The following is a 17,196-nucleotide window of genomic DNA, read 5'->3' on the forward strand; positions in this document are numbered from 1 at the left end:
CTCAATCCCCTACAAACTCAACCGCCCCCGCTCCTCCTCGGTCAGCCGCTGGCGGTTCTGCTCGTCCAAAGGCCCCGCGCCCAGTACCTGCACCGGGCTGGCCGGGTCGTAGGCCCGAGGCGCGTCGCGGCTGGCGCCATCGCGTGACGGGGCCAATTGCTCGGAGCCAAAACTCACCACCTGCACCGTGAACACCGACGCCTGGTTCTGCCGCGCCGCGTTCTGTTGCTGACGGGCCACGTCTTCAGCCGCCTGCGTCGCCGAAGACGCCGCCGAACTGGCCGAGGTGATGGCCCCGGTGTTCACCGAGGCCGCCAGCGGCACGCCGGTGGACTTGCCCTGGGTCTGGATGTTGGCCGCGTTCACCACGGTCAACGCCGCGATGTTGACGTTGCCCGACACCCGGATCCCCGCCTCGCCCGCATCGATGGTGCCCATCGGCGCGATCAGGTCGATATCCCCCGGCGCCACTTCGGCAATGGGGTTGAGAGTGGCGATACCGGCCCCGGTGCTCGGCACCGAAGGCGACAGCGTCACGTTACCCCAGGTGTCATACAAACGCTTGGGCGGCGTGTACACCACGGTGGTCTTCGAACCCCGGCCGGCGTTGATGTCGCCCTGGGCCGACCAGCCGAGGATCGAGCCGCCAAAGGTGGTCATGATTCGGCTCTGCCCCAGCAGGATGCTGTTCTGCGCATACAACTGGATATCGCCCTCGCCCTGGGTGATCACCCCGGCGGTGGACGGCGGCGCGTTGCCTTCGATGCCGAACGTCTGCCCGCCACCCGGGGTGAGCATTTGGATGCTGCCGCCGAAATCGGTATGCACCCCCGCCCCGCCGAACATCGTGATGTCGCCCTTGTAGGTGATCGCATTGCCCGCCACGTCCTTGGCTGGGAACAGCAGGTCGATAGCCTCTCGCCCGCGCAGGTAGCTGCCCTGGCGCACGCCGCCGACTTCGTTGTACTCACGACCACCGGCCTTGAGCTCGGCGAAGTACACGTCGCGGGCAAACACCCGTTGCTGCTCGGCCGGCAACGCCGCGAAATAGCTGCGAGCCTGTTCGCTGTCGCCGCTGAAGCCGAAGCGCTTCTCCAGCCAATCCACCAATTCGGTTTCATAGGTCTTGGCGACCTTGCCGTCCTGGTTCGCCAGGGGCACACCGGCCAGGGCCTGGTTCGCCGGGTCCAGGTACGCCTTGACGAAGCGTTCGTAATCCGCGCCGTTGAGACCCGCGCCGGCTTGCAGCACCAGGCTCGCGCCAGGGCGCGAATCCCCTGGCACCACGGCGCCGAGGCTGGTGATGCTGACCTTGTCGTCCATTAGGATATTGCGCCCGGCGGTAATCTCCAGCAGGCCGGGACCGGCGACGTTGAAGTTGCTGTAGAGGATGTCGCGCCCGGCCGAGACAATGGAGATGTCAGTGGGGTTGTTGTGGATGAAGAGGTTGCCGGCGACGGTATAGGCCCCACCGTTATTTCCATCCCCGCCTCGGCCGCCACTCAGAGGGATACCACTGCTGACAATGTCACGCCCGGCCATCATCCATACCGGACCGGCACCTTCATAGGCGGTTTGTCCCAAGCGGCTGTCTGTCGTGCTGGTGTAAGTCATGGCCCGACCAGTGTTGATGGCCAGCAAGTCGCCCCGCAGGGCATAGAAGCGGGCAGGATCGGTGTGGGCGGCCCACTCGCTGGAGGCACTGCTGCTGTCGAAAGCCAACAGAGGCAGGTTCGTCGTGGAGGTCACACGGTTACCGTCGGCCGAGAGATTGCTGACCACCACACTGCCATCGACCAGCCCCATAAAGGCCGGCCGCAACGGTGTGGCCATGGCCGCTGACGAAGCACCGGAACGACTGACCGTCAGGTCGCCGCCATAAATGGAGTCGCCAGCCAGGAACTGCAACTCGCTGTTGTCACCGGGCGCCAGCAGCAAGGCCGAGCGAAAGCTGCCATCGTAGCCCCCCGTGCCAAGGGTCTTGGCCTCACCGTAGTAAAGACTGCCACTGGCCGCCACGGCGCGCAGGATCGACGGATAGACCACCGCCAGGTCCGTTTCGAAACCCACCGTCAACGGCGTCAGGTTGCCCCCGGATGACCACAGGTCGATGGCCGTGTTGGCCGTCCACAACGAAAACCAGCTTATCCCCGAACCGTTGGCCGACCCGTTTTTAAACGGCGAGACGCTCATCATCGGTGCTCGGCCCGGGTCGGCGACGTCCTGCACGACGAGGTCGCCCAGCGTCGAAAGATTGAAGGTCGCATCCCCCGGCATCAGGGTCAGCCCACCTGACGCCATGCCACGGGTGGACCGGAAAGGATCGTAGGCCCGCGTCTCGCCAGGGGATTGGTCAGAGACCTGGTTGCCGTAGCGCAGGTCAATCCGGCCAATGGCACCGCTGTCGATTTGCACGTGCCCGCGCAGGTTGGTGACCACGCCGTTGAGATGCCCGTTCACGAACAGGCTCTCGGGATTCAAAGCACCACCCACACGCAGATTGAGATCTCCACCGCCGGTCAATTGCAGGCTGCCATCAGCGCCCACACGTCCGGTGCTGCCCACCGCCAACAGCAGCCCCTGGCTACGAGGGTTGATGTTTGAGTTGAAGTCGCTACCGGCAAGTCGGTTCAACACGCCCGCGTCACCCTTCACCTGTACATCCAGATCACCGCCACCCAAAGTTCCGAACCCGGTGAAAGCGGCCATTTGATCAGCGCCACCCGATACCGTCGACGCGGTATAACTACCGAAGTTGATCCACCAGGCGGTCGGCTGGCTGCTCACTGAATCACCATTGCCCTGGCGCCAGAGCCAATTGCCCACATTGGCCGAGTCCTGGCCCATGTCGGCGGGATTCGGTCGTCCGCTCGGGGTTGCTGCAGGCGCGGTCAGGTTACCGCTGAGGTCGCCGCCGACCTTGAGCAACAGATTGCCGCCCGCGTCCGGATACCAGGCGCGATAGAGACTTTCAGGCCCGCCATCGACCAGCTTTTCGTTGCTGCCATCCTCGTCGTTGAGCACCTTGCCGTTGGCGCCCAAGGCCTTGGGCTGGTTGTAGGGATCGCCCGGGAACGTCGGCACTGACGAGGTGCCGGCGGTGTAGATGCCGAACAACGAATCCATGCGCAGGCTGCCACCGCTGAGCAGTTCCAGGTCCCCGGTACCGGTGCGGATGACGCTCGGACGGACACTGCCGGCAACCGCTTCATATTCCACGTCAGCGGGAGCACAGACACTCGGCGCCGCGTCGCAGAGTGACTGAACCGAATCAAACTGGAAAAACTGCGCAGCGGCCTGGCTGATCAGCTCGCCGGCCTTGACCTCAAAGCCGGAACCTGCCAATTCCTCCTCCGCGGCCTTGGTCCATCTGTAAGAAGCTTGAAGCGCGCAAATACCGGCGAAATCCGCACAGAAGGCGTCAACCGAGTCGTAGCCAAAATTGCTCACGATGTCCAGGTCAACGGTTTGGCCAAGCTCTACCGTGAATCCCGCGCCCGCCAGCTCATCGACCCCTTGTTGAGTCCACCGATAGGTGCCCTTGGCCGGCACGGATTTGCCAAACATGCCGTAGTGACTATCGGCAAGACGCAAGTCGCCTTGTACCGGATCGGGCTGGACGATCCGGCTGTCCGCTGCCGTCGTATCGGCCCCGGCCACCAACCGCAACGACCAGGATTGCGAACCCTCGGCGAGCATCGGCGCGACGGCCCACATCCGCCCCTGGCTGCCAGCGACTTCCGGACGTAGCTGGATCGACTCGACGCCATCCGGCAACTTCACATCGGTGCCCGAGGGGATCAGCGAACCACGGTTCAAGACCAGGCTGCCTTCAAGCTTGAGGATATTGCTCTGCACATTGCCAGCGTCAGCCACATTGGGCAGCGCCACGCCCTTGGGCCAGGTGAAACCGAGCAATGCGGCGGCGCCGCTCAACACGCTGCCGGCGCCCAACTGCGAGCCGGCTTCGAGGGTCTGGGCCCGGCTCAGCAAAGTGCCCGCGGCAAACAGCAGTTTGCCGGAGGCGTCGTGCACCGCCGCCGCCAATACCGTGCCGGCCGGCAGTTCCAAAGGTTGTTCCAGGATCGCCGCCACTGGCAACCGGGTGCCGGCCGCCAGGGTCACGTTTTTGATGGGTAAGTCGTAGTTGAGCGTGGTTCCCGCCGGGAACGCCGTACCGTCGGCCAGGGTCACGCCGGCACCGGGGACGACGATGTCGCCACCGGTGAAATCGATGCCGGGCAGCAACACCCAGCCTTTGTCATCCTGAGTGGCGGGCGGCGGAGCGAATCCGTCGTTGATGCTGCCGTAGATGCTCAGGTCGCCCCCGGCACGCAGGGTCAGCGCGCCGGCCTCGCCGGAACCGTACACGGCGGTTTGCCGGGTGTGCGGGTTGACACTGGCGTAGCGATAACCGGACAGGTCCAGGTCCCCCTGCACCACCAGATCACCGTCGGCCGTCGCACTGACGATCTCGACGCCGGGCCGTAGGTGGAACGCATCGACATAACGGGCGTTGTTCAGACCAGCGAGTTTGCGTTGCATCAAATCGCTGTTGGCCAGCGCCGCGTTGATGAAGGCGAGGCTGTCCTGATGCTTGCCATCCAGGTAGGCCTGGTCGATGACCTGATAAGGACGGCCACTGGCCGCCGGATCGCTGCCAAAGGCTGCGTCGTTGTATTGCCACATACCATTGACGGCGATGGACCGTGCGCCCTGGATATCCAGGTTGCCGCTGGCGTCGATGGCAATGTCACCGTGGGTGGCATCCGGGCCGGCGCGCCGGGCATTGAGCTCCAGGGTGCCGCGAGCGCGACCATCATGCTGCCCCGCAGGCGCCGCGGTGCCATGACGCAAATCGATGCGCGCGCCGTCGGCCAATGTCAGCACGCCGCCCCGGGAGGTCAGGTCGACCATGGCGCGGTTCGGTGAGTCGATGATCTTGCCGTAGCTGTCCACCCGCAGGCGATTGCCGTGGGCATCGAGCACCGCGTTGCTGCCCAGGGTCAGAGAGCGCCCGGCGGCGAGCCGGATGCTGCCGACCCGTTCGCCGCTGGCGTCTACCTTGCCATTGACCAACAGGTTTCCGTTGTCGACCGATACACTGATGGTCGAGGCCTTGAGTTCGTTGCCGATCACCAGGTCGCCCTGCTTGAGCTGGAAGCCACGGGAGCCGTAGACCTGCCCATCGTTCAAGCGTTGGTTCAACGCCGCGAACTGCTCGCTGAGGCTACCGCTGGCGCCCAGGCGCTGGGCCTGGATTTCCACGCCGCCGGCCTGGTACGGCATGGTGGTGCCGCCGGCGTCGTATTCGCCACTGCTGCTGCCGAGGATTTGTCCTTGCAGGTCGACCAGCCCGGCCGCCTCGTCCAACGCCACCGCACTGAGCCGGCCAGCCTGATTATTGCGAGCCGAGAGGTCGATGCTTGAACCATCCGCCTGGCGGATGTTGCCGTTGCGGCTTTGCAGGATCACCTCGCCACCGGCGCTGTAGCGCGTGACATCGTTGAAGGTGACTGCGCGCCCAGCCACGTCGATCAGCGCTCCATCGGCGAGGGTCAGGTCATCCGTTGCGCTGAGGGTGAGCTTGCCGCTGGGCAGCACCACGGCACTGGCCAGGTTGAGGCTCTGCCCCTTGAGGGATAACTCACCCCCAAGCCCGGAGACAGCGCCCGGCTTAGCGGTCGTGCCTGCCACATTGACCGCCCCACCTACGGTGATGCGGTTGACCGAACCGGCCTCACCGGTGAGCAACGGGGTAAGGATATTCAGATTGCCGCCGCTGTAGGCGTAGCCTGTTTTCGCGTCATAGGCGCCTTGGCTTTGATACACCGCCAGGCTGCCCTTGTGGTTGGCGGTCAAGCGTTCGCTGGCGCTGAGGTTGACGTTGGCGAATCCCAGCGCCAGGCGATCCAGGGTGGTGATCGAGCTGGGCTGGGCGAAGGCACCGTAACCGAACTCGATCCGTTGGGCCTGGATGTCCAGGCGACCGGCGCCGGTGCCCGCCCCACCAGCAATCACCGAACCCGGCGCGCCGACGGCACCGTTCCAGATCAGGTTGGCGGTACGGATAGTCGCCACGTCATTGGCGTTGCCGGCGCCATAGATGGCCGGGGTGCTGAGCATCAGGTTGCTCAGGCGCGATTTGCCGGTGACCGGGTCATACGTGTCGAGGCTGACGGTTGCGTAGAAGTTCAACGCCTCGCGGGCCGACAGCTCTAGGGTTTCCAGGGCCGGTGCGCCATATTCGGTGTCGCCACGCAACAGGCGATCAAGCACGGTCTGGCTCAGGGTCAGCCCCGCTGGCAAGACCTGGCGCATCGCCGCATCGCTGAGTGCCTGGGCGGTGCCGACGTTGATATTACTCAGGGCCAGGGTCAGGTGACGGGTGCCGTAGCGCACTTGGTCGCTCAGGGCCACGCTGCCGCCCGAAGCAGCGACAATACTGCCCTCGGAATGAATCCGTGTGACGCCACTGCACGCTATCAGGCTGCAACCGCCGATGTTGATGGAGCCGTTGGAACCCGACTCGGGCGCAAGCACATTGAGCAAACCGTTGGAGGCAGCCAGCATGCTGTAGTTGAGCGATTTCCCGCTCAGGTTATAGATAAAACCATCACGGGCGTCATAGGCGGCCTTGCCCCGGCCGATGGTATTGATGGCGGCGCCTTGCTCCACCAGCACTTCCCCGCCACTGGACAGAAGGAATACTTCGGGAGCTGCCAAGGTCGCGCCTTCGCGCAAGATCACGCTGCTCGACACCTTCTGCGGGCTGATGTAATTGCCGCCTTGTCCATAGACCACTGAAAACTGGCCACCGATCACTTGGCGCGAGGCATTCAACGCATTCAGGCTCTCGGCATTGAGGGTCACGCCTTCGAAGCCAGCCGTCGCCCCACTTCCCTCGGCTACCACCTCCAACGCCTTATTCGCGATAGCAGTCACAGCGACAGTACCACCATACCCCCCCGTTTGAGGCGCGAACTTGCCGATGCCCTTGAAGGAAAAAGCCTGATCTCCCGCGCCAGGCGACAGGCTCAACTTCAAGGTCTTGGCATCGACCGGCAAGAGGGCCCGAGGCACGCCCAGGCGAGCGGCATCGGCCACGGCAAACTGGGCGTAGCTGGTTTCGTTATATTGAGAGTAGCGACGCAGCACATCCCCCGACGTCAGGATGACCTGGCTGGACAAACTGTCGCGCTGCCCGGTATTGGCGACCGAGAGCACGCCAGCGGTGGTCCAGGAGCCGTTGCGCATCTGTTGCGCGCCCGTTGTGAGGCCTTGCCCCGCCAGGCCGTTGACCTCGACTCGGAACGCTCCTGGCATCAACGCATACGTGGACGGCATCAGGGTATAGGTACCGGCGGCGAGCCCTGGCACACCGGCGCCAATGGTAATTTGCTGGCCTACTCGCGGATCCACCGCGCCGCCTTCCGGGGCAACGGGCGCATAAGCACTCTGGTTGCCCGGCACGATGGCGTAGACCGGGTTGGTGGACAGGCCCGGCAGGGTGAAGCCGCCGTTGGCGCCAATCTGGACCAGCGGGTTGAAACGCGCATCGGTAGAACCGCCACGGCCGGAGATGAAACCAGCACCGAGCAAGTCACCGCCGCCCGAGAGGTCGAGTACCGAGCCTTCCTGGCCCTCCACCGATTTGCCGCCCAGAATCACGCCGATATTAATGTCGCCGTTTTCGGAAGGAACCGCGCCTTGTCCCAGCAGCACAACCTTCTTGCCGGCGTACTGGTAACTCTGACCATCGACAGTGCCACCATACGGCATGACCAGACCCAGGCCACTGACCGAGGTCAAGCTGCCCGGCAACAGGTTGATCCGATCGGTGATGGCTTCCCCGGGACCACCATTGGTGCCGATTTCAATCAAACCCAGCGGTGCCCGTACCACCCCGCCCTGTTCAATCCTTGCGCTACCCAATTGCAAGCGCCCGAACGCCGAGTAAGGCACCTGGGACGTGGTTTGGGTCGTTCGCCCGATGACCAGGCTGCGCAAAGGATCATATTGCGGCGTTCCCTCCGCGGTCATGCTCCAACCCGCCAAAACCCGGGCGCCAACGCCCGTCGCTGGATACAGCTGAGCGGCTTGCAACATCATGTCCGAAGGCGTCAGGAGTTGGGTGGTAAAGCCTGTAGGCAATCCATCGTTCGAGAACCCGGCCAGGAATCGCACATCCCCCCGACTGCTTAACTGAACCCGGTCAAAACCGGCGCGCTCCAACTCGACGGTGCTGCCGTCGGCCTGTCGCACGGTACCCTTGCTACTGAAGGTCACGTTACCCTGCACATCCAGCAGGTCTGCGTTGACAGAAAACACGGCCTTGTTCGTCTGCAACGATACGCCGCCATCGACCACCGGTCGGACGTAGCTATCCCTGTTTGGAAGGTTGGCTGCGGGGCCCGATAGCAGTACATGGGAAGCATTGAGTTGAGCCCGGGTATTTGGCGCGGCTGCACTGGTTACAAAACTGCGGGCATACAGGCTCAGGTTTTGGCCAAGGGACAGCGACACGTCGCCATCGATGCTCAACAGCCCGTTGCTCAACAGCGCCAGGCTGTCGAAGCCACCCGACTGGACCTGATCCACACCCAATCGGCCGTGACCGTAGACCAGTGAATCCGCCGAGGTTTCGGCCGTGTCGCCCGGCAGGGTCGCTTGGGCGTTTTGCCCGAGCACCAGCTCACGCACTTGCAACACCCGGTCACTGACCGCATCGTTGCGGTAATACGGCGTTTCCAGGGCCACCGACAAACTGCCCCCTGCCGCCCCCGTGCCCCCCGAACGAGCGCTGAAATCGCCATCCAGGTACAAACCATTGGCCGACGCCACGGAAATACTGCCGCCATCGCTCGCCACCGACGTGCGTCCCTGGCCGGGAATATCCAGCACGGCCTGGCTGCCATCCGCTTGCAGACGCGCGCCGTCGCGCACCACGACAAACAGTTCGGATGCGGAAGCCGAACCCTTTGTGGCATCGATCTGGCCGCCGATGACAATCTGCCCGCCATCACGTACCAAGCCATAGGTCTGACCGCGCATATCCTGGGCGGTCACGGCCCGACTGGAGACGTCGATCAGCGCTTGCTCGCCCAGCCAGATGGAACGACCGTGGCCCTGGGCGTTGACGGCTTCACCCTGCGCACCGATGACGCTCAACCCGGTGAGGCTGACCCGCCCACCCCACGCATTAAGGGTGCCGTTGGCGGTCAGTTGACCGATGCTGCGCACATCGATGCCCTGCCCCGGATCGACGCTGATCACGCTGCCCTTGCCAAGGTTCAACACCGTGCTGGCCATGTCGGCCGCGCTGGAGTTGGCGGTACCGGCAGTGAGGCTCAGGCTTGCGCCGCGACGCTGGGTCAGGACGCCTTTGATCGCATCCTCCTGGTACAGCTGCGGCGTCCAGCGCTGCAACGCATCGGCCGGTTCTGCGCCGCTGCCGGTGCTCAACGCCTGCTCGCCGAAACGGTACACCGGCATCGTCACATCGACGCGGGTGCCGTCGGCCACGGTCAGGCCTTGGTTACCGGTGATGTCATAGGCCGAGAAGCCTTTGTCGAAGAAGTCACCGCCCAGTTGCAAGGTGCCGGGTTCGAGGGGCGAACCGCTGTCGCCGATCAGCACTTTGTTAGCCGACAGTTTCAAGGTCCCGCCGCCATTCACGCCGGTGCCGCGCAATTCGCCGCCCAGGTTCAAGGCACCGTTACTGGACGACGTGCCGGTACTGGCGGTCAGGGTCAGGTCACCGCCCTTGCCGCCACGGGTCTTGCCATCGGCCATGACCGCAGCACCGGAGCTGACGTCGATCAGGCTGCCCTGGCGCACATCGATGTCGCCGCTGCTGCGTACAGACACAGCGCCGCCATTGAGGAACGGCAGGCCCTGGTGATCGTTGCCGTCGAGTAGCAGGTTGCTCCACCGACCAGCGGTGTTCAATGTCACGCCCTCGCCCAGCGTGACCGCGGCACGCTGACCGGTGGCGGGCGAAAGCACAACGTCTTCCATCTGGAAATTATCGGTTCGGACCTGTTTAAGCACGTTACCCAAGGCAATGCGCCCACTACGGGCGGTCAGGTCGGCGTTCACCTCCACTTGCGGCGCATAAAGCGTGATATCCCCGCCGTCGGCCACCTTGAGCGTGCCATCGACGTTGATGCCTTGCGCCGCTGCCACCTTGACCGCGCCGAGCTGGAAGCCATTGAGCAGCGCGTTATCCAGCACCAACTTGCCTTGCCGGTCGCTGCCGACCGCCGAGGTCAGGTCCAGGCCCGCGGCAATCTTGTCGGTCACCTTGCCGACGGTGACCTGATCGAAGGTGGGGTTCAGGCCGCTATTGATCACGCCACTGGTCTTGTCATAGATCGGTGTGTAGCTGCCTACCCACAACTGAGCCCGTCGGGCCACGGCGTTTTGCGATTGCTGGTAACCATCAAGGTTGAGGTTCGGCGCCTGGGTCTGGCGTTCACCCTGGTAGACCTCGCCAACGATCTGGCCTTCCAGCACCGCGTTGCGGGTCGATACCACCAGCTTGCCGGCATCGCGGCCAACGGTGTAGCCGGCCTCAAAACGCTCGCGCGGGGCGATCAGCGGGTTGTAGTAGTAATCGGTCTGGCCCCAGCGCTGGCTGTGGTCTTCGTAGCCTTTGTAGATGCCGGTATAGAGAATGTCCCCCGGTGCCTTGGACAATTCATACAAGCGCCCATCGGCGCCCTTGAGCCAGGACTGGCGCAGGTAGCCGCTCTGCACATCCAAAGTGCCGCCAGACAGGTTCAACTGCGCCGCCTGCTGGGTCACCACGTCGTTGCCGGTGAACGTCAGGGTACCGCCTTGTGCGGCCCATTCGCCGACACTGTGGCCGCGAGTGCCCAGGTAACCGCCGACCTCCAACAATCCACCCGCCGTGTACCAACGATCGGTGGCGTACCCGTTGGTACCCGCCGGCACGTAGATCAAGTCACGCACGTCCACCCACACATCGTTGTTGGTCAGTTTACCGCCGTCGCGGTTGACCGGGGCGTCGCGCTGTTCATTGCCCTGCACGTTGACCTTGATGGAATTGGATTCCATCGCCACCTTGACGCCGATGGCGCCGGACACATCGATCACCGCGCCATCGCGCACCAGGCTGCGCCCGGCGGCGCTGACCGCGACCTGGCCGCCGGTGGCCAGGGTGATGGAACCGTTCTGGAAGTCGACGCTGCCGCCACTGACGATCTCGACCCGGGACTGGTCGCTGCGGTCCACCACACTGCTGAGGTTGTTGAACTGGCCGGTGATCAGGTTGTTCGGCGTGCCATCCAGGCCGGCCGGTCCGGCGTTGCGCTGGCTGTCCAGGGCGCTGCCGCCGGCAGCATCGAGCAACACCGCCGTGGCGCTGCCCTGCCCCAGGGTCACGCTGCCGCTGCTGTCGCTGAAGGCGTTGAGCAGGTGCACGGTGCCGCGGGTGTCCACCGAACTGCTCGCCACCGCCACGCCGTTCTGCTGCACGTTGTGCCCGGTGAGGGTGATGTCGCCGGTGCTGGCCTGGATCAGGCCGCTGTTGATCACCGTGCCGGCGCTGCTGCCGGGCTTGAGGGACGTCGCGACCTCGTTGCCACGGGTGGTGGAACGCAGGTTGCCGCTGGTGCCCTGGCCGCGCCGGATGTAGAAGCTGTCACCCGCCGCCAGGGTGGTCTGGCCCTTGGCGGTGATGATGGAACCGGCGTTCTCCACTTCGGACCCCAGCAGCAAGGCATAACCACCACCGGCCGTGGAGGTGGCAGCGCGATGGGTTTCGATCAGTGCGCCCTGCTGCACTTCAATCTTGCCCGCCGCGTCGGTGAAGGTCGGTTGGCTGCCGGTGGCATCGACGTACAAGCCGCGCTTGCTGAATTGTTCATCGCTGACGTTGGCCGCCACCGCCGCCAGATTGCGCACGTTAACCTGGCTGCTGCCGCTGAAAATGATGCCGTTGCGGTTGACCAGCATCACCGTGCCATTGCCCTTGATCTGGCCCTGGATCTGGCTCGGTCGCGCCTGGGGGTCGTTGACCCGGTTGAGCACGGCCCAGTCCGACTGCTGCTGGAAATCCACCGTGGTATTGCGGCCGACGTTGAAGGTTTCCCAGTTGAGAATCGCCTTGTCGGCGGTCTGCTCGATCTTCACCGTGGTCTTGCCGCCCGCCTGGGTCTGCTGCGGTCCCTTGGCGTTGAGCCAGCCCTGGGTCAGGCTGTTGTCGACCTTGAGCCCGCCCTCGCCCAAACCGTCAGGCACGACTTGTACTTGTCCGAGCGCGGCTTGCCGCCCGGCGGCCTGGGCCGCCTGCTGAGCCGCGATGGCGGCCACGGTGTTGTTGAGGTTGGTCAATGAACGCTGCAGCTGCGCATTGGCCCGTTGCTGTTGGGCCAAGGGCGGCGGCATGCCTGGCTGCGCGGTCGTGGGCCGCCCCGTACCACCGGCCTGGGACGCGCCCTTGGCGGCAAACCAGGCCGAACTGAACGCCGTCGCCGCGTGGGCATTGCCGGCCACCATCAGCAGGGCAATGGCCTGGGCCAGCGGCTTGAGCCGCAACATCGACAACTCGCCATCGCGACGTGAAGCATTCAGGTTCGTCTGGGGTTTGCAGCGCAGCATCCTACTCATCCTTTCGGGTTCGCTCTAAGGGGGCGCAACGCAGTGCTATCAAGCTGCCAGCGTTGGTTATAGGGGTTAGGCGGTTACAACCGCTCGCGACCGAACGGATGTCATGAAAATTTCATGTGGCTGTGTTGGTACGGCTATGACGCAAAAAGTCAGCAACGGCTTTCACCGTTGCTGACCGGGTATTGCGGGTCGCTCAAGCGTGGGCTTACAACGGACGACCGATGGCGTTGCAGACGCTGGTGTTACCGATGCTCAGACCGCTGGAAGCCGTGACGAAGGAATCACGAATGGCGGTTTTCCAAGCCGAAGGCAGCGGCACGAAACGGTTGGCGGTGATGGCCGAGTCGTTGTTGGTCAACGAACCGTAGTGGCGGCTGAAGAAGTTGCGAACCTGGGTGGTCTGGGTCGCATCGGCGTAGCACTGGCTGAAGATCACGTTGGTGAAGCCCAGGATCGGGTAACCGGTGGATGGGTAGGCTACGACGCTAGGGTCGCTTGGGTTGGTGGTAGCGGCGAACACCGGTACCCAGGCGTTCGGGTTGGAACGGTTGGCGACGGCAGGTACCGCGACAGCGGCGATGGCGGCCGATACGTTGGCCGGGGCTGGGGAAACACCGGCAACGCGGGCTACCTTGGTGGCGTCGTCCAGACCGGCCAGGGTGGTAGCGGCGTAGTCCGGGCTCATGTAGCTGATACGGCCTTGGGCGGCGTTCACTGCAGTCATCACAGCCTGGCTGCCCGTGGCGGAAACGGCGCCGGCTGGCAGGCCGCCGCTATAGCTGGAAGCGAAGTTGGTGGTGATGGCAAAGGTGCCGGTTTCAGCGCACTTGGCGTTCAGGAAGCGGGTGAACAGCTCGGTGGTGCCACTGCTTTCTGCACGGTAAACCACAGTGATCGCGCCGGTACGGCCCGAACCGGTGATCTGGCTCCAGTCGGTCAAACGGCCGGAGAACACACCGCACAGCTGATTGACGCTCAGGTTGACGTTGGCAGTGCCGGTCTTGTTGAACGGAATGGCAACCGAGGTGGCGACCGAAGGCACCTGGATCAATGGACCCCAGGCGGCACCGTGGGCGCTGACGTAGGTGCTCAGTTCGGTGGCGCTGAGCTTGGAGTCGCTACCGGCCCAGTGCACTTTCTTGCCGCTGGTGTCGCCTGGCACGAACTTGGTGTAATCGTTGGTCAGGAAAGCCGACTTGCCGGCACCACTGCCCACGCCGATGTAAGGGGCGAAACCGGCAGTCAGGACGCCGGAAGTCTGGTACAGCGGCTGAGGCAAGGTAGCACCACCGCCATTGACATCAGCCATGGCGGCCTGAGCGGCGCAGAGGCCGGCGAGGGTCAGGGATACCGCGAGAACGTTGCGCTTAAACATGAAGAATCTCCTTTCATCGTGTTCGTACGTAGGTTGGGTGACGCGTGCTTGCCGTCATGGCGCTCGGTCCTGTGCCGATGGCGATGGGGTGAGGCCATGGGTTAGAAATTCGCAGTTTCCGGTGACAGATAAAGGAAAAAACCTCGGGAGCTGAAGGCTGTTTTTTAGGCTTTTTTCTCGGGTGTTCGAGGGCTCTGGGCTGAGGGTTCGGCTGGTTCTTGCGGGGATGCGGCAAGGGTTCACCGTGAAGGTGGCGGCAGGCGGTTGGCAGGCGCGTAAACATGACAGAACGAGGAACCCGAGTTTGGCGATGGCGAGGCTCGGGAGGTGTTGCATCACTGCAAAAAAACGGGCTGCTTTTGTGGCGAGGGAGCTTGCTCCCGCTGGGTTGCGAAGCGACCCCAAACGGGCTGGTTGCGATCTGTCTGTAGTACTGGAAAGTCAGGTTTTGGGTCTGCTGCGCAGCCCAGCGGGAGCAAGCTCCCTCGCCACGGTTTTTGCGCGGTGGGCTATTGCACCAACTGGTTGATCTCGATGATCGGCAACAGCACCGCCATGACGATCACCAGCACCACGCCGCCCATGACCACGATCATCAACGGCTCCAGCAGCGCAGTCATGCCCATGGCGCGGCGTTCGATGTCGCGGGACAGGGTTTGCGCGGCGCGTTCGAGCATCGGCGGCAGGCAGCCGGTTTTCTCACCGCTGGCGATCAAGTGGATCAGCACCGGCGGGAAGACTTTTTCCACCCGCAGCGCCGCCGCCAGGTTGACCCCTTCGCGGACCTTGGCCGTGGCCTCGCTGACGCTCTGGCTCAGGCGGTCGTTGGACAGGGTCTGGCGTGCGGCTTCGAGCGCTCGCAGCAACGGCACCCCGGCTCCGCCGAGAATCGCCAGGGTGGAGGCAAAGCGCGCGGTGTTGAGGCCCAGTACAAAACGCCCGATCAGCGGCAGGCGCAAGACCCGCGCGTGCCAGTTCAACCGCGCCGCCGGTTTGCGCAAGTACATGCGCCAACTCCAGAACCCACCGGCCAGCACGCCAAAACACAACCAGCCCCAGGCCCGAATGAAATCACTGGCAGTGAGCATCGCCACGGTCAGCGCAGGCAGGTCCTGGCGGGCCTGGGAAAATGCACTGACCACCTGGGGCACCACGTAGCTGAGCAGGAAAATCACGATGGCGACCGACACCAGCCCCACCACCCCGGGGTAGATGAACGCCGTGAGGATCTTGCCCCGCAAGTTGTTGCGCTCTTCGATGTAGTCCGCCAATCGCTCCATCACCTGGGCCAGGTCGCCGGACTCTTCACCGGCGGCAATCAATGCCCGATAGATTTCCGGAAAATCCCGGGGGCGTGCCGCCAGGGCTTCGGCCAGGCGCATGCCGCTGCGCACATCGGCGCGCACCGCGCTCAAGGTCTGGGCGATGTGCTTGCGCTCGGCCTGTTCCACCGTGGCACTCAACGCGGCTTCCAACGGCAGGCTCGCGCCCAGCAGGCTCGCCAGTTGCCGGGTGGCCCAGGCCAGGTCGTTGTCCGAGAGTTTGGCGCTGAACAAGCCACCGCCATTGGCCGGTATCGTGTTGCGCTCGACCTGCACCTGCAATGCCGTCAGCCCGCGACTGCGCAACAGGTTGAAGGCCGCCCCCTGGCTGTCGGCTTCCAAGTGTCCGGATTCGATCTTGCCCTGGGCGTCGGCGGCCTCGAAACGGTAGCGATTCATCAGGCGTCCCGTGTCACGCGCAGGATTTCTTCAGGGGCCGTGGTGCCACTGCGCACCCAGCGCTCGCCATCCTCGCGCATGCTGAACATGCCGGCCTGGCGGGCGGCGGCGCGCAGTGCCTGCTCCCCTGCCCCCTGGTGGATCAGCGTGCGGATGTCATCGTCGATGCAGAACAGTTCATGGATCCCGGTGCGGCCGCTGTAGCCGGTCTGGTTACAGCTCGGGCAACCCACCGGGCGCCAGGTGCCGGGCGTGGCCGGATCTGGCTGCTTGCACTGCGGGCACAACCTGCGCACCAGTCGCTGGGCCAGCACGCCGAGCATCGACGAGGCCAGCAGGAACGGCTCGACCCCCATGTCGATCAGGCGGTTGATGGCCGACACCGCGTCGTTGGTGTGCAGCGTCGCCAGCACCAGGTGACCGGTGAGGGACGCCTGCACGGCGATTTGTGCGGTTTCCAGGTCGCGGATTTCGCCGATCATGATGATGTCCGGGTCCTGGCGCAGGATCGCCCGCAACGCCAGGGCGAAGGTCATGTCGATCTTGGCGTTGACCTGGATCTGGCTGATGCCCGGCAGGTCGTATTCCACCGGGTCCTCCACCGTGAGGATGTTGTGGACGCTGGCGTCCAGCCGGGCCAGGGCGGCATACAGGCTGGTGGTCTTGCCGCTGCCCGTGGGGCCGGTGACCAGGACGATACCGTGGGGCTGGCGGATCAGGTGATCGAGCTTGCCCAGTACATCCGGATCCATCCCCAACGTTTCCAGTTGCAGGCGGCCGGCCTGCTTGTCCAGCAACCGCATCACCACCCGTTCGCCGTGGCCGGTGGGCACCGTCGAGACGCGGATATCGATCGGTCGGCCGGCCACGCGCAAAGCGATGCGGCCGTCCTGGGGCAGGCGTTTTTCGGCGATGTCGAGTTGGGCCATGATCTTGATCCGCGACACCAGCGCACCGTGTAGGGCCTTGCGTGGCGAAACCACATCGCGCAGGGTGCCGTCGACGCGATAGCGCACCACTGAATGGCTCTCGTAGGGTTCGATGTGGATGTCGCTGGCCTCATCCCGCGCGGCCTGGGTCAGCAAGGCGTTGATCATGCGAATCACCGGCGCGCCGTCCTGGGTGTCCAGCAGGTCGGTGATCTCGGGGATGTCCTGCATCAGCCGGTCGAGGTCGACTTCGTTTTCCGCCGCGCCCACCACTGCGGCGGCACTGCCGGTGTCGGCATAGGCACTGTTGAGCAGCCCATCGAGCTCCTCGTCGCGCACCCGCTCCAGCCGCACCTCGCCGAACTGACGGCGCACTTCACTGATGGACCAGCCCGGCGTGGACGGGCACACCATCAGCACTGCCCCCTCTTCGGACTGGCTCAACACCAGGCGCTGGGCCTTGGCCCAGGCATATGGGAGGGTGTTCATGGGCACACTTCCTCTACTACTGACCCACCCAATGTGGCGAGGGAGC

At 64.3% G+C, this 17,196-nt stretch carries 4 protein-coding genes; all 4 read right to left on the minus strand.

Annotated elements, in window-relative coordinates:
- Positions 1 to 9: 9 nt before the first annotated feature.
- The gene (locus tag IB266_RS12160) at positions 10 to 12,627 is read right to left on the minus strand and encodes a filamentous hemagglutinin family protein (protein ID WP_192261328.1); all 12,618 of its coding nucleotides are present in this window, start codon (positions 12,625 to 12,627) and stop codon (positions 10 to 12) included.
- 214 nt (positions 12,628 to 12,841) lie between these two features.
- Positions 12,842 to 14,011 carry a substrate-binding domain-containing protein gene (locus tag IB266_RS12165; RefSeq protein WP_060742026.1) on the minus strand — a complete coding sequence of 390 codons (1,170 nt, stop codon included), beginning with the start codon at positions 14,009 to 14,011 and terminating at the stop codon, positions 12,842 to 12,844.
- 509 nt (positions 14,012 to 14,520) lie between these two features.
- Positions 14,521 to 15,732 (minus strand): type II secretion system inner membrane protein GspF, encoded by a 1,212-nt coding sequence (gene gspF / locus IB266_RS12170; protein WP_192261329.1) that lies wholly within the window; start codon positions 15,730 to 15,732, stop codon positions 14,521 to 14,523.
- Positions 15,732 to 17,150: a type II secretion system ATPase GspE gene (gene gspE / locus IB266_RS12175; protein ID WP_192261330.1), complete on the minus strand. Its 1,419-nt coding sequence runs from the start codon at positions 17,148 to 17,150 to the stop codon at positions 15,732 to 15,734. The genes gspF and gspE overlap by 1 nt, the downstream gene beginning before the upstream one ends.
- Positions 17,151 to 17,196: the final 46 nt, after the last annotated feature.

The organism is Pseudomonas sp. Pdm06 (assembly GCF_014851795.1).
Classification (GTDB): Bacteria; Pseudomonadota; Gammaproteobacteria; order Pseudomonadales; family Pseudomonadaceae; genus Aquipseudomonas; species Aquipseudomonas fluorescens_AA.

What these genes read in the sequence shown, in the direction of transcription:
- IB266_RS12160 (WP_192261328.1), bottom strand. Translation starts at nt 12,627, where the DNA reads ATGCTGCGCTGCAAACCCCAGACGAACCTGAATGCTTCACGTCGCGAT.
- IB266_RS12165 (WP_060742026.1), bottom strand. Translation starts at nt 14,011, where the DNA reads ATGTTTAAGCGCAACGTTCTCGCGGTATCCCTGACCCTCGCCGGCCTC.
- gspF (WP_192261329.1), bottom strand. Translation starts at nt 15,732, where the DNA reads ATGAATCGCTACCGTTTCGAGGCCGCCGACGCCCAGGGCAAGATCGAA.
- gspE (WP_192261330.1), bottom strand. Translation starts at nt 17,150, where the DNA reads ATGAACACCCTCCCATATGCCTGGGCCAAGGCCCAGCGCCTGGTGTTG.